20 protein-coding genes are annotated in these 20134 nt (G+C 60.9%); 7 read left to right on the forward strand and 13 right to left on the reverse strand.

Annotated features, from left to right (window positions below):
- Nucleotides 1-180: 180 nt before the first annotated feature.
- Together ROS217_RS22780 and ROS217_RS22785 are read right to left on the reverse strand one after the other, a co-directional pair.
- On the reverse strand, nt 181-807 hold the full coding sequence (locus ROS217_RS22780; RefSeq protein ID WP_009820168.1) for an RNA polymerase sigma factor: 627 nt from the start codon (nt 805-807) through the stop codon (nt 181-183).
- Between the two features lie 231 nt (nt 808-1038).
- The gene (locus tag ROS217_RS22785) at nt 1039-1893 is read right to left on the reverse strand and encodes a DMT family transporter (RefSeq protein ID WP_254656530.1); all 855 of its coding nucleotides are present in this window, start codon (nt 1891-1893) and stop codon (nt 1039-1041) included.
- Between ROS217_RS22785 and ROS217_RS24860 the strand changes: the two genes are divergently transcribed.
- The 4 genes from ROS217_RS24860 (at nt 1775) to ROS217_RS22800 (ending at nt 5476) form a co-directional block, all read left to right on the forward strand.
- Nucleotides 1775-2143, forward strand: coding sequence for a hypothetical protein (locus tag ROS217_RS24860; protein WP_254656532.1), 369 nt, complete (start codon nt 1775-1777; stop codon nt 2141-2143). The two genes, ROS217_RS22785 and ROS217_RS24860, sit on opposite strands and share 119 nt — an antisense overlap.
- Nucleotides 2144-2184: 41 nt before the next feature.
- Nucleotides 2185-2853 carry an RNA polymerase sigma factor gene (locus ROS217_RS22790; protein WP_009820170.1) on the forward strand — a complete coding sequence of 223 codons (669 nt, stop codon included), beginning with the start codon at nt 2185-2187 and terminating at the stop codon, nt 2851-2853.
- Nucleotides 2854-3095: 242 nt separating this feature from the next.
- Nucleotides 3096-4436: an SAM-dependent methyltransferase gene (locus tag ROS217_RS22795; protein WP_009820171.1), complete on the forward strand. Its 1341-nt coding sequence runs from the start codon at nt 3096-3098 to the stop codon at nt 4434-4436.
- On the forward strand, nt 4433-5476 hold the full coding sequence (locus ROS217_RS22800) for a type II glyceraldehyde-3-phosphate dehydrogenase (RefSeq protein WP_009820172.1): 1044 nt from the start codon (nt 4433-4435) through the stop codon (nt 5474-5476). The genes ROS217_RS22795 and ROS217_RS22800 overlap by 4 nt, the downstream gene beginning before the upstream one ends.
- Before the next feature lie 46 nt (nt 5477-5522).
- Here ROS217_RS22800 and ROS217_RS22805 read toward each other — a convergent pair whose 3' ends face one another.
- Genes ROS217_RS22805 through ROS217_RS22830 form a run of 6 tightly spaced genes read right to left on the reverse strand, consistent with a single transcriptional unit; the run spans nt 5523 to nt 13335 of the window.
- Nucleotides 5523-6293, reverse strand: a complete 771-nt coding sequence (locus ROS217_RS22805; protein WP_009820173.1) for an SDR family NAD(P)-dependent oxidoreductase — start codon at nt 6291-6293, stop codon at nt 5523-5525.
- 18 nt (nt 6294-6311) lie between these two features.
- Nucleotides 6312-7223, reverse strand: a complete 912-nt coding sequence (gene arcC / locus ROS217_RS22810; RefSeq protein ID WP_009820174.1) for a carbamate kinase — start codon at nt 7221-7223, stop codon at nt 6312-6314.
- Nucleotides 7224-7225: 2 nt separating this feature from the next.
- The gene (gene argF / locus ROS217_RS22815; protein ID WP_009820175.1) at nt 7226-8227 is read right to left on the reverse strand and encodes an ornithine carbamoyltransferase; all 1002 of its coding nucleotides are present in this window, start codon (nt 8225-8227) and stop codon (nt 7226-7228) included.
- 23 nt (nt 8228-8250) lie between these two features.
- A complete protein-coding gene (locus ROS217_RS22820) occupies nt 8251-9480 on the reverse strand; it encodes an arginine deiminase (RefSeq protein ID WP_009820176.1) in 1230 nt (409 codons plus the stop codon).
- Nucleotides 9481-9503: 23 nt separating this feature from the next.
- On the reverse strand, nt 9504-10952 hold the full coding sequence (locus ROS217_RS22825) for a YfcC family protein (RefSeq protein ID WP_009820177.1): 1449 nt from the start codon (nt 10950-10952) through the stop codon (nt 9504-9506).
- A gap of 16 nt (nt 10953-10968) precedes the next feature.
- Nucleotides 10969-13335: a heavy metal translocating P-type ATPase gene (locus ROS217_RS22830; protein ID WP_009820178.1), complete on the reverse strand. Its 2367-nt coding sequence runs from the start codon at nt 13333-13335 to the stop codon at nt 10969-10971.
- A 356-nt stretch (nt 13336-13691) separates the two neighbouring features.
- Here ROS217_RS22830 and ROS217_RS22835 point away from each other — a divergent pair, with 356 nt between their 5' ends.
- A complete protein-coding gene (locus ROS217_RS22835) occupies nt 13692-14378 on the forward strand; it encodes a DUF6629 family protein (RefSeq protein WP_009820179.1) in 687 nt (228 codons plus the stop codon).
- Nucleotides 14379-14424: 46 nt separating this feature from the next.
- Here ROS217_RS22835 and ROS217_RS22840 read toward each other — a convergent pair whose 3' ends face one another.
- From ROS217_RS22840 to ROS217_RS22860, 5 genes are all read right to left on the reverse strand, one after another.
- The gene (locus ROS217_RS22840; protein ID WP_009820180.1) at nt 14425-14988 is read right to left on the reverse strand and encodes an RNA polymerase sigma factor; all 564 of its coding nucleotides are present in this window, start codon (nt 14986-14988) and stop codon (nt 14425-14427) included.
- A 31-nt stretch (nt 14989-15019) separates the two neighbouring features.
- On the reverse strand, nt 15020-15943 hold the full coding sequence (lgt, locus tag ROS217_RS22845) for a prolipoprotein diacylglyceryl transferase (protein ID WP_009820181.1): 924 nt from the start codon (nt 15941-15943) through the stop codon (nt 15020-15022).
- 96 nt (nt 15944-16039) lie between these two features.
- Nucleotides 16040-16726 carry a TVP38/TMEM64 family protein gene (locus ROS217_RS22850; RefSeq protein WP_009820182.1) on the reverse strand — a complete coding sequence of 229 codons (687 nt, stop codon included), beginning with the start codon at nt 16724-16726 and terminating at the stop codon, nt 16040-16042.
- A 38-nt stretch (nt 16727-16764) separates the two neighbouring features.
- Entirely contained in the window at nt 16765-17151 is a 387-nt protein-coding gene (locus ROS217_RS22855) for a DUF302 domain-containing protein (RefSeq protein WP_009820183.1), read from the reverse strand.
- A 147-nt stretch (nt 17152-17298) separates the two neighbouring features.
- Nucleotides 17299-17883, reverse strand: coding sequence for an EF-hand domain-containing protein (locus tag ROS217_RS22860; protein ID WP_083781627.1), 585 nt, complete (start codon nt 17881-17883; stop codon nt 17299-17301).
- A 171-nt stretch (nt 17884-18054) separates the two neighbouring features.
- Between ROS217_RS22860 and ROS217_RS22865 the strand changes: the two genes are divergently transcribed.
- Together ROS217_RS22865 and ROS217_RS22870 are read left to right on the forward strand one after the other, a co-directional pair.
- Nucleotides 18055-18777, forward strand: coding sequence for a response regulator (locus tag ROS217_RS22865; RefSeq protein WP_009820185.1), 723 nt, complete (start codon nt 18055-18057; stop codon nt 18775-18777).
- Nucleotides 18777-20134 (forward strand): ATP-binding protein (locus ROS217_RS22870; RefSeq protein ID WP_009820186.1); only part of this gene is annotated, 1358 nt, incomplete at its 3' end. The genes ROS217_RS22865 and ROS217_RS22870, both read left to right, overlap by 1 nt.

Raw genomic sequence — 20134 nt, forward strand, 5'->3', positions numbered from 1 at the left:
GTCATCCGGGAAAAAAAGACGCGAAGATCGTCATCGGATGATGGTTGACGGGGTACTCCCGAGTTCCAATCCGACGTGATACGTGGCATGTTCAATTTCTCCTGCGGTTGTGCCTTCGGGCAGACTCACAGAAGAAGACGCTGGATCATGGAAATCGTTACAGACCCGACTTCGCTGCGATCAGGATAGTTGTCCCTCTTCTTCGCAATCAGTCTCGTGTTTGTCGTTCTCGCAGCCCTCCGGCGGACAGTAACAATCGTCCCGGTCCTCTTGGCAGCACTTGCCGCAATGCGTTGTAAGCGCCTCGCGCAAAGCAGTGCGTGCCCGGTGTAGCCGGACACCAAGTGCGTTGCGGTTAAGCCGCAGATCGGCTGCCACGCTTTCGCGATCTTCTTCGCCGAAATCGATGCGCCGGATCAGTTCGGCATCCGCCGGGCGCAGTTCGGAAATCAGCCCGCCATGGCAGGTGCACAGCCGCGCCATCTGTGAGGGCGCATCGGCAATCCATTCCTCTGGTTCACGCGCCGCCGCCGCCGCCAGCCGACTACGCCGGGTCCCTTTGCGGTAGTGATCGTTCAAAGTGGACCGCAGGATTGTGTAGAGCCACGGATCCATTCGTTCGACCTCTCGGAGCTGATCCTTGCGTGACAGCACGCGGATGCAGAAGTCTTGCAGGACATCCTCTGCATCTGCGCGGTTGCCAAGCCGTTTGACCAGAAATCCCATAAACGCTCCGCGCCCGTCCAACAGGGCGCGCTCCGGCGAAGCGTCGGGCACATCGGGCTTGCCACTGTCTTGCGATGCCATGATGTCTCTGCCCTTTCCAAGAGGTTTGCGAAGGTGCGATCAGCGCCGATACAGCGCTGATTCGAGCATTGTCTCTCTAACGTACAATGCGCGCAGTCATTCTAAGAACAATTTGCCCCTCCGCGCGTCACTCTGAATAAGCAACACACATTCGTATCGAAGCGAACAGGCTTTCGACGAAGACAATAGCCAAAACGACCGTTAGAAAACAGGTTAACAGGTTGTCCTGTATTATCGACCTTGAGACCGCCTTGCTCCCTTAAAGTTGACGAACACGATCCCCAAAATGACCAGCGCAATACCGGAAAATTGAATCCCGGACAGGCGTTCCCCGAAAAACAAGGCACCAATTGAAAGACCGAAGATTGGAACAAGAAAGCTGAACACAATCGCCCGGTTCAGCTCAACTGCCTCCAGCACGGAAAACCAGAGCCAATACACCAGCGCTGAGCCGAACAGGGCCAGCCCCAAAAGCGATGCCGTGAAGACCGCGTTCCATTGAATGGCGTTTTGATCTTCCACCGCGAGGGCTGCCAACCCAAGTGGCACGCTGCCGATGAGCAACTGTAACCCCATTGCGAAAAGCCCGTCCACTTTGCCGGCGACGGACTTGATGGCCACGTTGCTGATGGTCACCCCAACCGCGGCCAAAACGATATAGGCGAAACCGATGGCCGACCCCTCTTGACCTCCATCGAGCAAATGCGGCAGCGCGATCACGAGGATTCCCATGAATCCGATCGAAAGGCCGACCCTACCGACCTTGGGCAGCCTCTCGCCAAGCCATGCAACACCCAGTATCGTGGCCAGCAGCGGCTGCGCGTTTGCGATGACCGTGGCGAGGCCCGGAGACACGAATTCTGCTGCATGAAACATGCCCAGAAATCCCAAACTTGTCGCACCAATCCCGACGATCCCCAAGGTCAACCACGTGCGCCAACCGCGCGGGAATGGTCTGCGCAAAATCATGGCCAGACCCACCAAAGTTGCTCCGGCCAGAACTGCGCGCATTGTCGCAAAAGTCAGATGCGGCGCGTATTGCAGCCCTGCCGTGATCAATGGAAAGCACGCCGCCCACAGGAACATGGCCAAAACGATTTTGGTTATGACAGTCGGCGACATCGAGATTTCCTTTCCAAGTCAGAAGTGGCAGGAATTGCAGAAATTTTCCGATGTGCCAACTCAGGGGCGAAGTAAGAAGACGCTGCGGCAGCCGAAACCTTACGCATTCCTTGGCATACGCCCGTTGGCCCGGGTTCCAAAAGACCGCGCCTGTGCATACCCAACAGCAAAACCACCAACAATCAGGTCACCCGAAGCACCCGAAAAAGTGTAACGTTCTCGATAGTTCGGCGTCTTACTTTTCAGAGGTGTATCATGAATCACGACCCGAATGATCGGTTATCCACAGCAGATCAGCCCAACACAGCCGCCAAGGATGCGGACATCGCTGTCCGTCGCTCGCTGGTGGAAGGTCGGCAGCATATCCTGAATTTCCTGCGTCGGCGGCTGGGAGATCCGGAGGCAGCCGAGGATGTCCTGCAAACGTTCATGCTGCGCGCCATTGACCGCTCCGAGCAACTTCGCGATGTGCGCGCCGTTCGTGGCTGGCTCGGCCAGATTCTGGCGTCTTCCATCGCCGACTACGGTCGCAAGGTTTCGCGAAGGCGCCAGAGGGAGGTAGTCATGGCCCCAACCGACCTGGACAGCGTCCAAAACGGGTTCGACGAAGAACTCGACGAGGCGATATGCAATTGTCTGTACAAGCTGTTGCCGACGCTCAGACCGGAATATGCCGAAGTAATCTGGCGCGTCGATCTTCAGGAGCAGCCGCGCGATGCTGTCGCCAAGGACCTTGGCATCACCTTGAACAACCTCACGGTCCGCCTTCACCGGGGTCGGCAGGCGTTGAAGACAAGGTTGGAACAGATGTGCCTGACCTGCCCGGTTCATGGCTTTCTCGATTGCGATTGCGACGCAGCGGAAAAGGCCCGCGCTCGTTTTCAAGCGCTGAAGGACGACGCCGGAGCGAAAACGACGGACTGAGCCCCGATGCGCTGACCCTCGCTCACCGGCGTGTCTGCAATTCACGGATCGCGTTCTATGGTCCGCAAGCGAGGACACGCCGATCAGTTTTCCAAGGGTTCTGCCTACGGACGCCTGTGCACCGCGGGCACCGTGTCGGCAGGGCGCTGCGCTGTAATGAACCTTGTCGTCTTTCGTCTGTTTTATCAGAAAGCGGCGGTTGACGCCGCCTGCCGACAAAAAACAAGACGGAGCACGCGATCATGTCCAATAGCGAAACCTCTCCCGACGAACGCTTTGAACAAGAAGGTAGCCGGATTGAAACCGGACGTCTCGCACCGGGACGGGCGGCCATGTGGTTGCTCGCCAAATCGCTGCGACGCCTCGTTCAAAACGGACGCCTCACCATCTACGATCCCTGCAGCCAGACGTGGCATTTCGGCCCCGGCGGCGAACCCGCCGTTTCCGTCCGTTTGACCGAAAAGGTGCTGCCTGTGCAACTTCTGGTGAACCCCAGCATTGCACTTGGCGAGGCTTATATGGACGGGACGCTGCGCATTGAAACTGGCAGCCTGCGCGACCTCCTCTCGATCTGCATGACCGACATAGATACTATCGACGCATTGCCTGGCAGACGATTGACCCGCTGGCTGGACGCATTCCTGAGCCGCAGGCTGCATCATAATCCGATCAGCCGGTCTCACGCGAACGTGGCGCATCACTACGATATCTCGACCGAACTCTACGACCTTTTTCTGGATGCGGATCGACAATACTCCTGCGCCTACTTCCCGACCGGGACCGAAACGTTGGACGAGGCCCAGGCCTTTAAGAAAAAGCACATCGCGGCAAAGCTGTTGATGCGACCCGGTCTGGAGGTTCTCGACATCGGCTCGGGCTGGGGCGGGCTGGCGATGGAGCTTGCCCAGCAACACGAGGCGCGCGTGACCGGGCTCAGCCTCTCGGCCGAACAGATTGCCGCTGCCCGCGAACGTGCCCAGCAAACCGGCCTGTTTGATCGGGTGGCCTTTGAACGGCGCGATTACCGCGAAGAGCATGGGCTATACGATCGCGTCGTGTCCGTAGGTATGTTCGAGCATGTGGGCCGCAGCGGATTCGATGCGTTTTTTACCACCCTTCAGCGCGTTCTCAGGCCCGATGGGGTCGCTCTTGTTCATGCGATCGGCAGGATGGCGCCCAAAGGCGGGAGCGATCCCTGGCTCCGCAAATACATCTTCCCCGGGGGCTATCTGCCCACGCTGTCCGAAACCATCGCGGCAGCAGAGCGTGCGGGGATGTGGGTCACGGATGTTGAGGTCCTGCGGTTGCATTACGCCGAGACGCTGCGACACTGGTCCGAACGGTTCGCCGCCGAGCGCGAGACTGCGCGCATGATTTACGACGAGCGGTTCTGCCGTATGTGGGAATTCTATCTGGCTGTCTGCGAAATGGCGTTCCGGAACGGGCGGTTGATGGTCTTCCAGATCCAGCTTGCCAAGCGCCGTGATGCGGTCCCGCTGACCCGCGACTATATTGCCAAGGTCGAGGCAGGCGAAACCGCCTGGGATATTTCGACCGGCACAGAATTCACGAGAGCGGGATGACTGACATGAAACCTATCAGAGTTGCCGTAAACGGATACGGCGTGATCGGCAAACGTGTGGCAGACGCAGTGGTCGCACAAGAGGACATGGACCTCGTTGGCGTGGCGGACGTCACCTCCGACTGGCGCGCCCGCATGGCGCGCGCGAAGGGTTTCGCGCTTTATGCCGCCGACCCGGATCGCGCCCTGGCCATGCGAGAGGCCGGCCTGGACGTGGCCGGAGCGCTCAACGACATGCTTGCTACCGCCGACATCGTGGTGGACTGCACGCCAAAAAAAGTAGCCGCGCGCAATGTGGAAACCTACCGCGAAAGAGGCATCCGCTTCATCGTTCATGGCGGCGAAAAACACGAGGTGACCGGCCATTCCTTTGTTGCCGAAGCGAACTATGCAAGCGCGCTTGGCCGCGACAGCACCCGCGTGGTGTCCTGCAACACGACGTCGATCGTCCGCACCCTCACAGCGCTGAACGTTGCGGGGCTTCTTGGCTCAGCGCGCGGAACGCTCCTGCGGCGCGCCACCGACCCGTGGGAAAGCCATCTGGGTGGAATCATGAACACGCTTGTGCCCGAACCCGATATTCCCAGCCATCAGGGCCCGGATGCACAAAGCGTCGATCCCGATCTCGACGTGATCACGATGGCCGTGAAGGTGCCGCAGACCCTTGCCCATCTGCATTATTGGTCGGTCAGGATGCCGCGCAAGGCGTCCAAAGACGAGGTACTGGAAGCGTTCCGCGCCTCCTCCCGCATCGCGTTGATCCGGATGGCGGACGGGCTGGGCGCACTTAACGCGGTCAAGGAGATGATGGCCGATTTCGGGCGTCCCAACGACAGCCTCTATGAGGTGGCTCTGTGGGAGGACATGCTCAAGGTCGAGGGCGACGAATTGTTCTATGCCTACATGGTCGACAACCAGGCCATCGTGATCCCCGAAACCATCGACGCGATCCGTGCCCTGACGGAAGCCGAGCGAGACGGATCGGCGTCGATTGCGCGTACGAACGCGGCGCTTGGGGTCGGGACATTTACGGCGACCTGACAGCCCCCTAGCAACAGGTTCCAAACCCATACGGGCAGAGACCCGATCAGCCCGCCGACATGCCCCCGTCGATGGGATACTGCGCTCCCGTGATGAAGGCGGACTCGTCGGAGGCGAGGAACAGGACCAGATTGGCGATTTCTATGCTTTCACCATAGCGACCCAGCGGAATCGTGCCGGCAAGCTGTTGCTTCACTTCGTCGCCGTGGCCGGGATTGAACCCTTCCTCCAGCGACCGCATCATCCGCGTGTTGACCGGCGAGGGATGCACCGAGTTGACACGCACGTTGTGGCCTGCGACCTCTATCGCGGCGGCGCGCGTCAAACCGACAACGGCATGTTTCGACGTGATATAGGGCGCGACGTTCGGGCTGCCCTTGAGGCCCGCGATCGACGACATGTTGATCACGCTGCCCGATTGCTGCCCAGTCATCACGGGCAAGACATGCTGCAACCCAAGGAAAGCGCCGCGCACATTAACCGCCATCACGCGGTCGAAATCCTCGATCTTCTGATCGACCAGCGGAGCGACCATGCCTTCGACTCCGGCGTTGTTGAAGAACACGTCGATGCGCCCGAACTTCTCGACGGTCTGCGCGACGTATCTTTTGCAATCTTCGACCGATGAGACGTCGGCGGCGATTGTCAGCAGGTCATCCGGATTGCCCAGATCCCCCGCAGCATCCGACAGGTCGTCAACGTGGAGGTCCACAAGCGCGACCTTGGCCCCCTCACTCAAGAAAAGCCGGGCGGTTTCCAGACCGATGCCTGCCGCACCGCCGGTGATCAGGGCGACTTTATCTTCCAGACGTTTCATGGATCGTCCTCCTTGGTTTCATGTGTTTGCGATCATCGTCCCTGCGCGACCTTCCAGCATGGCCAGCGCATCTTCCAGCCGACCTACGCAGGCGAAACGGTCGCGATCGGATACGAAAGTCGCGGCGGCGGCCACCTTCGGCGCCATCGACCCGTCCGGCAGGTCCAGACGCACTGCGTCCTCCGGCGACACCTGCCTTATAGCCGATTGCGCGTCGGTGCCGAAGTCGCGGAACACGGCCTCGACGTCAGTCAGCAGCAACAGCGCGTCGGCGTTCAGCTTGTGTGCCAGAAGCGCCGTCGCGTGATCCTTGTCGATCACCGCCTCGACCCCGATCAGCGAACCGTCGGCACGCCGGACGACCGGAATGCCACCGCCGCCTGCGCAGATCAGCGTCACGTCCTGCTCGAGCAGCAGTTCCAGCACCTTCAGGTCGGGAATGCCACTCGGCATCGGCGACGGCACCACGCGGCGCCAATGCGCGCCATCCGCAGCAATGCTCCACCCCCGCGCCTGCGCGAGCCGTTCGGCTTCCGCCTTGTCATAGACCGGGCCGATGAACTTGGTGGGCTTGGCGAAGGCCGGGTCTTTGGGATCGACCTCGATCTGGGTCAGCAGGGTCGCGACCGGGCGGTCATGGCCCAGGGCGTTTTCAAGCGCCTGCTCGATCATGTAACCGATCATGCCATCGGTTTCCGCCCCCAGCACATCCAGCGGGAACACTGCATCGGGTTTGTAGGCCGCACCCTGCAATGCAAGCAGGCCGATTTGCGGCCCGTTGCCGTGGGTGACGACCAGCCGGTGTCCGGCCTTGATGATCTGCGCCAGCGAGGCAGCCGCGGTGGCGACGTTCTCGCGCTGCGCCTTGGCGGTCAGCGGCTCGCCACGGCGCAACAATGCATTGCCCCCCAATGCGGCGACAACCAGCACCGCTAGTTGCCCAGCGTGGCGACGAGCACCGCCTTAATCGTGTGCAGCCGGTTCTCGGCCTGATCGAACACGATGGAGGCCGGGCTTTCGAACACCTCTTCGGTGACTTCCATCGCCGTGATGCCGAATTCCTCTTCGATACCGGCGCCGACTTCGGTCTCGGCATTGTGGAAGGCGGGCAGGCAATGCATGAACTTGGCCCTCGGATTGCCGGTTTTGGCCATCACATCGGAATTCACCTGATAGGGCGTCAGCAGCTCGATCCGTTCCGCCCATTTTTCCTTGGGCTCACCCATCGACACCCAGACATCGGTATAGACGAAATCGACGTCTTTCACCGCGGCGTCCACATCCTCGGTGATCGTGATCCGCGCGCCGGTCTGCACGGCGACGTCATCGGCCTCGTCGCGGATCGCCTGGCCCGGCCACAGGCTTTCGGGCGCGCACAGGCGCACATCCATGCCCATCTTCGCCCCGCCGATCAGCAGGCTGTCACCCATGTTGTTGCCCGCATCGCCCATGAAGCAATAGGCGATCTCGCGCAGCGGCTTGTCGGAATGTTCCTGCATGGTCAGGAAGTCGGCAAGGATCTGCGTCGGGTGGAATTCGTCCGTCAGCCCGTTATAGACGGGCACGCCAGCGTATTGCGCCAGCGTCTCGACGATAGGGTGACCAAATCCGCGATATTCGATCGCGTCATAGACCCGGCCTAGCACGCGCGCGGTGTCCTTGACGGTTTCCTTCTTGCCCAGATGCGACCCCGAGGGGCCAAGATAGGTCACATGCGCGCCCTGATCGTGGGCCGCCACCTCAAAGCCGACGCGGGTGCGGGTGCTGTCCTTCTCGAAGATCAGGGCGATTTCCTTGCCGGTCAGGCGCGGAATTTCGGTGCCGGCGTATTTCGCCGCCTTCAGGTCGGCGGAGAGTTTCAGCAAGAAGCTGATTTCCTGCGGCGTGAAGTCGCGCAGGGCCAGGAAATGGCGGTTTCTCAGATTGTAGGACATGGGATTTCCTTATCGTCGGTGGTTCAGATTGCGTCGCGGATCGTCGGGCAACTCATGCAGTGGCTGCCGCCCCTGCCCCGGCCCAGTTCGGCACCGGGGATGGCCAGCACCTCGATCCCGGCCTCCTTCAGTGCGGCGTTGGTGTCGTCGTTGCGGTCATAGCCGATGACGACGCCGGGGCGCAGCGCCAGCACGTTGTTGCCATCATTCCACTGTTCGCGCGATTGCTCCGCGGCGTCGGCCCCGCCGGTGGGCACTAGATGCAGTTTCTTGTGGCCCAGAATTTCAGCGGTGATCTCGAATATGTGGCGCGCATCCCGGCGGATATCGAGCGCGGCCTTGCCCTGACCAGGGCGCAGGTCATAGCAGGTGATCGCATCCGCCACCTCCTTGAAAGTGGTCACCACATCGCCCCCGCAATGGGTGAAAACGGTGTCCAGATGCATCGCCGCGCGCGAACTGGGCATCTGGCAGGCGATCACCCGCGTCACGTCGCCACCCTCGAACAGCGCCTCGGCCAGTTGGCCCACCGCCTGCGGGGTCGATCGTTCGCCCATGCCGACCATGACGACACCGTGCCCGATGGGCATGATGTCGCCGCCTTCCACCGTAGCAGTCCCGAATTCCCGCGTCGGATCGCCGAACCAGACCCGCACTCGATCCGCGAATGTCGGATAAAACCGGTAGACTGCTGCCATCAGCAGCGTTTCGGGCCGCCGTGCCGCGAAATGCATCGGGTTCAGGCTCACGCCGCCATAGACCCAAGCTGAATTGTCGCGGGTAAAGATGAAATTTGGCAGCGGCGGCAGCACGAAACCGTGCGGGCCAAGGTAGCTGCCGAACATGCCGGAGGGCGTGAAGGGCAGATCGTCCACCCGGATGCCGCCGACCAGCAAACGGGCCAGTTCCGTGCCGGGCAGACCCTCCATCCAGGCACGCAAGTCGTCCCGCATCCCCACGCCGACGTCATTTCGGGTGATGCGGTGGTCGAGAACCCAGGCGCGCGCGTCGGAAATGTCCAGCGTCTCACCCAGCAGCGCCATCGCATCCAACACCTCGACCCCTTCGCCGCGCATGATATCGGCAAAGACGGCGTGATCCTTGATCGCCTGTTTGACCCAGAACACATCGTCGAACAGCAGGTCTTCGCGGTTGTCCGGTGTCAGACGGCGATGCGCCAGGCCGGGTGGCGATACGATCACCTGCCGCAATGTGCCGGCTTCGGAATGAACGCCCAATTTCGGTTCAGACATCTGGAATGCCTCCTTCTTTCTAATCAGAGAATGGCGGCCAGGCTGATCCCGGCCGAGATGAAGACGACGAGGATCAGCAGCAGGGGCCAGACGAAGACGACCCAGCGGTCGAACGACACGCGCCCGATGGCCAGACCGCCGATCACAACCGCAGAGGTGGGCGTGATCAGATTCACGAGCCCGCTCGCCGATTGATAGGCCGTCACCACGAGGTCACGGCCGACCCCCGCGAAATCCCCCAAAGGGGCAAGGATCGGCATCGACAGGACGGCCAGGCCGGACGACGACGGCACGAGAAAGCTCATCCCGATCTCGATCCAAAGCATCAGGTTGATGAACGCGACTTCCGGCAGGCCGCCGAGGGTATCGGCGGCACTATTCAGGATCGTGTCGGCAATCAGGCCCTGCTCCATGATCACCACGATGCCGCGCGCCAGACCGATCACCAGCGCAACTCCCAGAAGATCCTTCGCTCCGTCGACAAAGGACGACGTTAGCTTCTTCTCCCCCATGCGGGCGACCAGCCCGACGACGATGGCCATGCCGAAGAACAGCGCGCCCATCCGAGCCATCCACCATCCCTGGCTCGAGACACCCCAAATCATTACCGCAAAGGTCGCAAAAAACAGGATCAGGACCAGCTTCTGAGTTCCGCTCAGCTTCGGCTCCTCGAACGTTGCATCCGTCTCGTTCAGAAAAAACTGCCGGTCGCTGTCGCGTTGCGCAGCGACGACGGACCGGGCCGGGTCGGCCTTAACCTTCGAGGCATAGCGCATGACGTAGGCCACGCAGATCGCGAGGCCGCCCAACAGAAGGACCAGCCGCAGCGCAATACCATCCGTGAACGGGATGCCTGCCGCGTTAGACGCGATCACCGTGGCGAAGGGGTTGATTGTCGATCCCAGCGTGCCGATCCCGGCACCGATCAGGATGATCGCCACGCCGGTCACGGAATCGTAGCCCGCCGCGATCACCACCGGGATCAGAAGCGCGTAAAAGGCCAGCGTTTCCTCGGCCATGCCATAGGTCGTGCCGCCCAGGGCAAAGAGCGACATCAGGATCGGGATCATCCAGATCTCGCGCCCCTTCAGCCGCACCATCGCCGTCTGGATGCCGGTGTCGATGGCATTCGTGGCATTCACCACGCCCAGAAAGCCGCCCAAAAGCAGTACGAACAGCGCCACGTCGATGGCATTTGCGGCATAGCTGTCGGGATCATAAAACCCCGCCACCGGTGCCAGCATGACGTCGATGACCCCCTGTGGATTGGGCTCGACCGTTTGATACGTACCCGGCACGGCGATCTCGCGCCCGACCTCTTCGTTCATGGCGCGGTCATATTGGCCCGCAGGAATAATCCAGGTCAGCGCCGCGACAACAATGATGAGCCCGAACAGGATGGAATAGGCGGTGGGAAACCGCGCCGCCATGCCCTGCCCGTCCGGTGTCTTGGTCGATGATGTGTCAGACATCTCAAGTCCCCCTTCTTCAATGTGATTTCTGCGAGTTTCCGGCGTGAAGCGGCACCTGGCCTGCCTGCGCATCGCCCTGACCGCCGCCGCTGGCGGACCCACTCTTGCCCGCACCAATACCTTCCAGCCGCGTTCGTTTCAGCAGCAGCGCGTTGACCGCCACCAGCGCGGAGCTGCCCGACATGGCAAGTGCTGCCACGGCGGGGCTGATGATCAACGGATAGAACACCCCTGCCGCCATCGGAAAGGCGACCACGTTGTAAGCCACGGCCCAGAACAGGTTCTGGTGCATCTTGCGCAAGGTGGCGCGCGACAACTCGATGGCCCCCACGACATCGTAGGGATCGCTTTTCATCAGCACGACATCGGCGCTTTCCATCGCCACATCCGTACCCGCACCGATGGCAAATCCGACATCGGCCTGGGTCAGCGCGGGTGCGTCGTTGACGCCGTCGCCGACCATGCCGACCTTCTTGCCCTGGGCCTGAAGCTCTTTCACCTTCTCGGCCTTCTGGCCCGGCAGCACGTCGGCCAGCACCATGTCGATGCCCAGCTCGCCCGCGATGCGGCGCGCCGTGCCTTCGTTGTCGCCGGTCAGCATCGCCACCTCGACGCCGCGTTCGCGCAGCTTGGCCACGGCGGCCATCGCACTTGGACGCGGCGCATCAGCGATGGCGATCAGGCCCAGCATCCGTCCGCCCTGCGCCACATGCACAACCGTGCGGCCCTCGCCCTTCAGGCGCTCGGCCTCCGCCGTCAGGGTGCCGACGTCGATACCCTCCTCGTCCATCAGGCGCCGATTGCCTACCAGCACGGTCTTGCCTGCGACTTCGGCGCGCGCGCCGCGGCCTTCGAGGTTGAGAAACTCGGCCATCTGCGGGACGTCGAGGTCCGCAGCGCGTTCGACAATGGCGAGCGCCAGCGGGTGGTCCGAGCCGCGATCGACGGCCGCCGCAGCCCGCAGCGCGCCATCCTCCGCGCCGCCTTCGGCGGCAACGACCTCGACCACGCGCGGTTCGCCCATGGTCAACGTGCCGGTCTTGTCGAAGATGATCACGTCAAGCTTGGTCGCGTCTTCCAGCGCACCGGCATTCTTGAACAGGATACCGTGCTGCGCCCCTAACCCTGTGCCCACCATCACCGCCATCGGCGTAGCAAGCCCAAGCGCGTCCGGGCAGGCGATGACGAAGACGGTGATCGTCAGCGTCAGCGCGAACAAAAGTGGAGAGCCGATCCACCAGAACCAGACCGCGAAGGTTGCAAGCCCGATCACGATGGCGATCAGCACCAGCCATTGTGAGGCTTTGTCGGCCAGAAGCTGGGCGGGTGCCTTGGAGTTCTGCGCCTCCTGCACCAGCTTGACGATCTGCGCCAGCGCGGTGTCGGCCCCGACCTTGGTGGCGCGGTACCGGAAACTGCCGCTCTTGTTAATGGTGGCGCCGATCACGGTGTCGCCGACGGCCTTGTTGACCGGCATGGACTCGCCTGTCAGCATGGATTCGTCGACCAGCGACGCGCCTTCGACAACCTCGCCATCCACCGGGATCTTGTTGCCGGGCCGGATCAGCACGATCTCGCCCTCAAGGACTTCGGAGGTAGGCACCTCGACGTCTTGCCCATCGCGGATAACGGTCGCCATCGGCGGTGCAAGATCGAGCAGTGCGCGGATTGCAGCAGACGCCCCGGCCCGCGCGCGCATCTCCAGCCAGTGACCCAACAGGATGAACACCAGCAGCACCGCCACCGCCTCGTAGAATTGCACGCCCGGAAAGAAGAAGGTAGACCCGACACTGAACACATAACCGGTGCCAACCGACAGCACGACCAGCACCGCCATGTTCAGGATGCCGTTGCGCAAGGCGCGCCAGGCGGCGACGAAGAACGGCCAGCTCGGCCAGATTATCGCGGCACTACCCAAGAAGAACAGCCACAGATCCAGTTCCAGACCGAAGGGCGGCGCGGGTGGCGTGAACAGGCCACCCATTGGCGAATAAGTGAAGATCGGGATGGTGAACAGCAGCGCCACCCAGAAGCGATTGCGCATGTCGCGGACCATGCTGGCCATGTCCATGCCACCGCCGTGGCCCATCTCGTGCGCCATCGCGTCGTGGCCAGCCGGGGCCTCCGCGCCAGACATTTGATGGTCGGCGTGGCAGACATGGTTCGGAACCCGCTCCCCGGCGCAGTGGAATCCGCAGGCCTCAACCGTGTTGCGCAGCTCTTCCTCGCCCACTGCCGTCTCATCGTAGTGGACTGTCACGCTTGCCGATGCCGGGTTCGCTTCGGCGCTGTGCACGCCGCCGAGAGCTGACAAATGGCGTTCGACCGCGAGATGATCGAGTTCCTCGAACAGCCCGCGGACCTCAAGGGTCAATGATTTCATGTTGGCTCCTGTTCACTTTCCTTGCGATCGAGAACGACCGTTTGGTGAATAGACGTTGCCGGTCTCCAAACCTTACAGTTCCATCCGAAAGGCATTGATTTGCATGAAAGCCACTGGCGATTCCTCAACTCGGCAATTCGAATACTTTGCCGACGGGGCGCGCCAAGTCTCCGCAGAGGCCTCGTGCTCAGGGAGGTAATCGCGACTGAGCTGCGCCCGCGACCGTCCCATCGCAATGGGTGGTCAGCGGCGCCGATAGGACTCCCATAATGAGCCGGTTGCTTTTCAACGCCCAGTTTGTGCCTTAGGTTTGCACTTTGGGCCGTCCCAAAAAAAATTGTCGGAGAAAGAATTCCATGTGCTTGTCCGCGCAAGTCAGCTTTGCCGCCAGCGTTTTTCTTGTTGGCGGCGGCACGGCCATTTCAATTGTGGCGTGGCGGCGAAACAAACGGTATCTTCCGCTTGCCCTGATGCCGCTTTTTGCCGGACTGCAACAGCTTACCGAGGGTTTTGTCTGGGTCGGCATGAACGGAAACGATCCCCTGACGGTCTTATGGGGAGCTATGGGGTTCATTTTTTTCACCTGGTTCATGTGGCCGATCTGGGTGCCATACTCGGTCTACGTTCTGGAACCGGACGACAGCCCTCGGAAGCGGTTGTTCCGCCTCATGGCGTTGATCGGACTGGCCTTCGGTCTTTTGCTTTACATCCCGCACGGGCTGAACAGCAGCATGGTCGTGGTCGAGATCAACAACCAGTCGCTGGCCTATGAAAAATCAATGTGGCTTGATTACATGATGCCACGCTGGCTGACCAATACGATCTATGTGACCCTTATCACCCTGCCGCCAGCGCTGTCGCATTACAAACATATGCGCCATTTCGCCCTGACGCTGGTGGCGGTGATCGTGATCGATATCGCCTTTCTGCAGTTTGCCTACATTTCGTTTTTCTGCCTGCTGGCGGGGCTCGCAACGCTGCATCTGGTGTACATCATTTTGACCAACAAATGCGCCCGTGAATGCCCTGAATTGTTCGCCTGATTCCGTCGCCTAGCTTTGCTTGTCGCAGTAGGGGATCGCTTCGGCGCTAGACTGGGCAGTAGCAATCATCGGGATCCTCCAGGCAGCAGGCTCCACAATGGTATTGGATCGCCTCGCGCAGAGCAGCGCGCGCCCTGTGCAGCCGAACGCCAAGGGCATTGCGGTTCAACCCCATATCGGCGGCCACGATTTTCCGGTCCTCTTCACCGAAATCGATCCGCCGGATCAATTTGGCATCAACGGTACGAAGCTCGGTAAGCAGCCTGCTCGGACAAGTGCAGGGCCGCGCCATCTGCACCGGCGCATCGGCAACCAACTGATGTGGGTCTCGTGCGACAGCTACGGCCAAGCGGCTGCGCCGAGTGGCTTTGCGAAAATGATCGTTCATGGTGGACCGGAGGATCGCGTATAGCCATGCATCCATGCGTTCCACGTCGCGAAGCTGATCCTTGCGAGTCAGCACCCGAATGCAGAACTCTTGGAAAACGTCCTCGGAATCCGCGCGGTTGCCGAGCCGTTTCGCGAGGAAGCCGAGAAACGCTTTTCGGCCTTCGACCAGTGCGTTCTCGGTCGCTGTTCCACTGTATTGTTCTTCCACATTGCTGTTCATTCGAGTTCCTCCTTTTCTTGGCTCCACTTAATCACACGACGGTATTTGGCCTCTGGTCGGCTGCGCTTCCGAAGTGACTGAAGGAGTAAAAAATCAGAGCCAGTCCTGTCACGATCATCGGCGCGGAAAGCACTTGACCCATCGTCAGCCCCCATTCGCCGAAATGAAGCGCGTGACCGATCGGATTCTCGGCGGTCACGAACTGCATGTCCGGCTGCCGGAACAGTTCCACGAAGCTTCTGGCAAGGCCGTACCCAGTGAGGAAAACCCCGGTCAGAGCACCGGGAGCCTTCAGCCAGCTGCGGCGCCAGGCGAGATAGAGCAGGAGTGTTCCGAGCAGCAGCCCTTCCAGAAGCGCCTCGTATAGCTGCGAAGGGTGTCGGGCGCAGAGCCCGGTGATGCCGTCACAGACTTGCGCCGCCTCGCCCGGAAAGATTATCGCCCAAGGAACGTCCGTAGGCCGCCCCCAAAGCTCGTTGTTGGTGAAATTCGCCAGCCGTCCCAGAAACAGCCCCGGCGGAGTTGCCAGCGCAAGCAGGTCTGCGGTGCTGAGCAGGGATCTTTTCTGACGAAGACAGAATATCAGCGCCGCAATCCCTACACCCGCAAAACCGCCGTGGAACGACATGCCGCCCTGCCACACCTTGAGGATTTCCAGCGGGTTGGCCAGGTAATAGCCGGGCTGATAAAACAGCACGAAACCCAGGCGCCCACCCACGATCACGCCCAGTATGATCCATGTCAGAAGGTTCTCGATCTGCTCGCGATCAAGTGGCGGACCGGCCGGGGGCCAGAGTGCCGGGCGGTTGACGGCGGCCAAACAGATGCGCCATCCGATGAGGATTCCGATGATATAGGCCAGCGCGTACCAGCGCAGCGCGAATGTGAAACTGCCGATTTCGATCGAGAACAGATCGGTTCCGATGTCCGGAAATGGTATCGCTGCGGTCAACATTGAGGGAGTCCCTGTTCTTTGCTTTGGAACCGAAAACCGAAATTCCCCTGGCGCTCATTCCATGGTGCTAGTTTCAGAAGATGGTGTGCGTCATGATCAGTCATGGCGTAATCTACATCTTTGCCAGTCCCTGACGCCGATGAAGACGAGCGGGGTCAGGGTCAGAGCGCCCAGTCCGATTGCAGCCCAGGCAGCACGGGAGGTGTCTCCGCTGACGGCTTCGTTGCCGAAATGCGCGAGTACGAAACTGGCAGGAATAATTCCGGCTAACGTGGCCAGTCCGAAGCGCCAGAAATGCAGTCGGCTGAGCCCCGCTGCATAGCTGACGATATCGAACGAAACGAACGGTAACAGCCGACTGATAAAAACCGTGAATGTCAGCGCGTTCTGAGAGCCAAGCCAGCCAGCATCGACCTTATCGCCAAACCATTGCCGCAATACGTCCCGACCCAAAAACCGGGCGAGAACGAAGGCTGCAAGAGCGCCGAATTCGGCACCGAGAACGATGTAAACTGTTCCGACGGTGTGGCCGTAGGCCGCGCCTGCAGCCAGTGCGATGGGTGCACTTGGGATCGGCGTGGCCACGATCGCTATCGTCATCAGTCCGACGACTAAAATTGGCCCCCAGATACCTGCAGCCATGACCCAAGCAGAGATCCTGTCGCCGTTCAGGCGGGTCAGGGTGTCGGGCAGCGGTCCGAACGCAAGGACCAGCAAGGCCGCCGCGAATGCCAGCGCGATGGCGGTCTTGACGGTTGGTGTGAGCGTATTGTTACGGTTCATCTGCGCCTCATGTCAGGTCAAGGGCATCGAGAGAGACTTCAGGCCGCGTCCAAAGCGGCCCGGAGCAAATCGCGGACTTGACCGGCGACCGAGTGCAACTCGGCGTTCTCTACCGCTTGCATCGACGCCACCGGGTCAATGGCGCTGATTTCGGTGCCTCCGTTTACCTGGCGCAAAATGACGTTGCAGGGCAGCATCGCGCCGATGCGCGGCTCGATTTCGATGGCCTTGTGGGCCATGCCCGGATTGCAGGCACCAAGAATGCGATAGGGCGGCATCTCCACACCCAGTTTCTCGTGCATGGTCGCCTTCACGTCGATTTCGGTCAGCACACCGAAACCCTTTTCTGCCAATGCGTCGCGAACAAGCATTTCGGCGTCGTCCACCGCGACATCTTTCAAAACGCGATCATAGGTATAGGCCATTTGGATTTTCTCCCTTTCGGTTTTTCTGTGGTTGCTAGTCATTGCCTGGATTTGGCAAATCCGGCTGCGGTCTGACGTTGGCGTCAGGATGTCTTGCGGATCCGACGCTTGGGAAGGCGGCGCCAGTCAGAACTGGCGCCGAACCTCTCAATTGTTGTTCATCATGTCTCCGTCGCCCATGACCTGGCCATTGCCGGGCTGACCCTGCGACTGCGCCATGTTCGACCGCATCATCTGCATCCGTTCCATCATTTCGGCAGGCGCCACCATCTCTTCCGCCGTCACCGCGCCGTCACCGTCGGCATCGAGGTGCTGGAATCGGTCCACCATCATCTCGCGGATCATCGCGCTGTGAAGCGTTTCGAACTCTGCAATCGAGAGGGAGCCGTCGCCATCGCTGTCATGTTCGGCAAGCTTGGCCTGCAGCTGCGTGCGCATCTCTTCAGGAGTGACCTTGCCGTCGCCATCAGCGTCCAGCATCTTCATCATGCCTCCGCCCATCGGGCCCATACCGCCCATCATGCCGCCGCCCATCATGTTGCCATGCATGCGCTGCATCATATCCATCATTCCATCCATGCCCTCCATCATGCCCATCATGCCGGGGGCACCTCCTTGCGCGGCACCGGGTCCGGATTTTCCGCCTTGTCCGTGGTGGGACTCCGCGAATGCTGCACCGCCAAGGACGGTTGCAGTGAGGGTCATTGCAGCGAGTAGAGTATTGCGTTTCATTTAGGTCACCTCGTGTCAGTGTTGCGATACAGAACATATGGCAGATATCTCTCGCTACGGAATGCCGACAACCCAGTCGTTTTGTATCGGCAGGTCACAATCGCGGTGCCTGTTACAATTCGTGACAAATCTCTTGGGAAGAACACGCGGCATTCATCTAAAGGAAGGGTCATGAACGAACCGCCACACATTCTTGTCGTCGATGACCACCGCGAAATCCGCGATGCCGTGACGCGCTACCTGGAAAAGAACGGGATGCGCGCAACGTCCGCGCGCGACGCGGTCGACATGGATGCGAAGCTTGCGAACGGCAAGTACGACCTCATCGTCCTCGATGTCATGATGCCGGGGGAAGATGGTCTTTCCGTGTGCCGCCGACTTTCGGCAAGTGGATCCGTTCCGATCCTGATGTTGACCGCGCTCGGGGAGGAAACCGACCGGATTGTTGGCCTTGAAATCGGCGCGGATGACTACCTAGCGAAACCCTTCAACCCGCGTGAACTGGTCGCCCGGATCAAGGCCATCCTGCGCCGTTCGACTAAAGCTGAGCCCTATGCAGGTACACTTTCGGGCCGACGTATCGCATTTGCCCATTGGATAATTGACACCGACAGTCGGGTACTTTCGAACGAGGACGGTGAGCAAATCGATCTGACCAGCGCGGAATTCAAGCTTTTGACCGTCCTGCTGGAACGTCCTCGTTTTGTCCTCAGCCGCGATCAGTTGCTCGATCTGACGGCAGGCCGCGCAGCGTCAGTATTTGACCGGACCATAGACAATCAGATCAGCCGACTGCGCCGGAAGATCGAGCTTGATCCGTCGCGGCCGCGCATCGTCACGACTGTGCGCGGCGGCGGCTATTGCCTGGCTGCCGATGTCCACGAGTTGAGCTGATGCCGCGCCCCTTCGATAATCTTCGTGGGCAGTTGGTCCTGCTGATCGTCGCGGCGCTTGCTGTCGCACAGACGATCAGCCTGTGGCTGTTCGTCGACGAGCGTGGTCTCGCCGTGCGCGCCGCCTTGGGTTTCGAAGCGGCAGGCCGGGCCGCGAACGTCGCGCTCTTGCTCGAAGAGGCGCCGGAGTCTTTGCAGCAGGCGATCCTGAGAGCGGCGAATTCTCCGTTGGTGCGCTTCGATCTTTCGGACATTCCCGCCGTAGACCATGAGAGCCATGCCGATGGTGGAGCCGTGGAGGCGCGCGTTCGCGGACTTCTGGGTGGCGCGAACGATCGGGAAATCCGCGTGGAATTGCACGAGGTCGAACAAGGCATTCCGCCGATGCCACATCTCGCGCCAGAGATGGCCGAAATGCATCTCGCGATGATGCGGGGCGAGCTTTCCGCGATCGAAATGCAACTGTCGATCGCCCTCGCGGACGGGCAGTGGCTGAATGTCGGAACACGGTTCGAACGGCCGCCGTTGCAGTGGCCATGGGCTTCAATCGTCAGTTTCGGGATCACGGCGGCGATCATTCTGGTCTCGGCCTGCTGGTTCCTTCTAACCCGTCTGACCGGGCCGCTTCTGCGCGTCTCTCGCGCAGCCGACCAGCTTGGACGAGGCGAAGCCGTCGATCCGTTGCCACTGATCGGTCCGAGCGAGGTGCGCGGCCTCACGCAGGCCTTCAATCGGATGCAGGCGAGACTGACGCGTTTCGTCGCGGACAGGACAAGACTTCTTGCGGCATTGGGCCATGATCTGCGCTCTCCGCTGACCGCCATGCGGGTGCGGGCGGAGATGGTGGACGAGGACGAAACGCGTGACAGTCTTGTCGCCTCAATCGAGGAAATGCAGGAGATGGTCGATGCAACGCTTGCCTTTGCACGGGGCATGGCCAGCTCCGAAGTCTACGAGACGGTGGATCTGGGTGCCTACCTGAAGCAGTTGCAGGCCGACATGATCGACGGCTTCACCCTTGATACAGCCAACAGCATAAGCGTTCGCTTGCGCCCCCAATCGGTGCGCCGCGCCCTGCGCAACATCATCGAGAACGCGCAGCGCTATGGCGGGGGGGCCGAGGTCACCTTCGTACATGACGCCGAATACGTCCAGATACGGGTCTCCGACAACGGACCTGGGGTTCCCGAAGCCGAACTCGAGCAAGTGTTCGAGCCGTTTTTCCGGCTCGAAAAATCCCGCTCGCGCGAAACCGGTGGGACCGGTCTTGGCCTGTCGATCGCGCGAACGATTGTGCGGGCCCATGGCGGCGAAGTAGCGCTGACGAACCGCACCGAAGGCGGTCTTCTCGTGACCGT

The organism is Roseovarius sp. 217, from assembly GCF_000152845.1.
Lineage (GTDB): Bacteria > Pseudomonadota > Alphaproteobacteria > Rhodobacterales > Rhodobacteraceae > Roseovarius.

Coding starts and splice junctions, on each gene's coding strand:
- ROS217_RS22780 (WP_009820168.1), bottom strand. CDS start 807: ATGGCATCGCAAGACAGTGGCAAGCCCGATGTGCCCGACGCTTCGCCG.
- ROS217_RS24860 (WP_254656532.1), top strand. CDS start 1,775: ATGGCCAGACCCACCAAAGTTGCTCCGGCCAGAACTGCGCGCATTGTC.
- ROS217_RS22785 (WP_254656530.1), bottom strand. CDS start 1,893: ATGTTCCTGTGGGCGGCGTGCTTTCCATTGATCACGGCAGGGCTGCAA.
- ROS217_RS22790 (WP_009820170.1), top strand. CDS start 2,185: ATGAATCACGACCCGAATGATCGGTTATCCACAGCAGATCAGCCCAAC.
- ROS217_RS22795 (WP_009820171.1), top strand. CDS start 3,096: ATGTCCAATAGCGAAACCTCTCCCGACGAACGCTTTGAACAAGAAGGT.
- ROS217_RS22800 (WP_009820172.1), top strand. CDS start 4,433: ATGACTGACATGAAACCTATCAGAGTTGCCGTAAACGGATACGGCGTG.
- ROS217_RS22805 (WP_009820173.1), bottom strand. CDS start 6,293: ATGAAACGTCTGGAAGATAAAGTCGCCCTGATCACCGGCGGTGCGGCA.
- argF (WP_009820175.1), bottom strand. CDS start 8,227: ATGTCCTACAATCTGAGAAACCGCCATTTCCTGGCCCTGCGCGACTTC.
- ROS217_RS22820 (WP_009820176.1), bottom strand. CDS start 9,480: ATGTCTGAACCGAAATTGGGCGTTCATTCCGAAGCCGGCACATTGCGG.
- ROS217_RS22825 (WP_009820177.1), bottom strand. CDS start 10,952: ATGTCTGACACATCATCGACCAAGACACCGGACGGGCAGGGCATGGCG.
- ROS217_RS22830 (WP_009820178.1), bottom strand. CDS start 13,335: ATGAAATCATTGACCCTTGAGGTCCGCGGGCTGTTCGAGGAACTCGAT.
- ROS217_RS22835 (WP_009820179.1), top strand. CDS start 13,692: ATGTGCTTGTCCGCGCAAGTCAGCTTTGCCGCCAGCGTTTTTCTTGTT.
- ROS217_RS22840 (WP_009820180.1), bottom strand. CDS start 14,988: ATGAACAGCAATGTGGAAGAACAATACAGTGGAACAGCGACCGAGAAC.
- lgt (WP_009820181.1), bottom strand. CDS start 15,943: ATGTTGACCGCAGCGATACCATTTCCGGACATCGGAACCGATCTGTTC.
- ROS217_RS22850 (WP_009820182.1), bottom strand. CDS start 16,726: ATGAACCGTAACAATACGCTCACACCAACCGTCAAGACCGCCATCGCG.
- ROS217_RS22855 (WP_009820183.1), bottom strand. CDS start 17,151: ATGGCCTATACCTATGATCGCGTTTTGAAAGATGTCGCGGTGGACGAC.
- ROS217_RS22860 (WP_083781627.1), bottom strand. CDS start 17,883: ATGAAACGCAATACTCTACTCGCTGCAATGACCCTCACTGCAACCGTC.
- ROS217_RS22865 (WP_009820185.1), top strand. CDS start 18,055: ATGAACGAACCGCCACACATTCTTGTCGTCGATGACCACCGCGAAATC.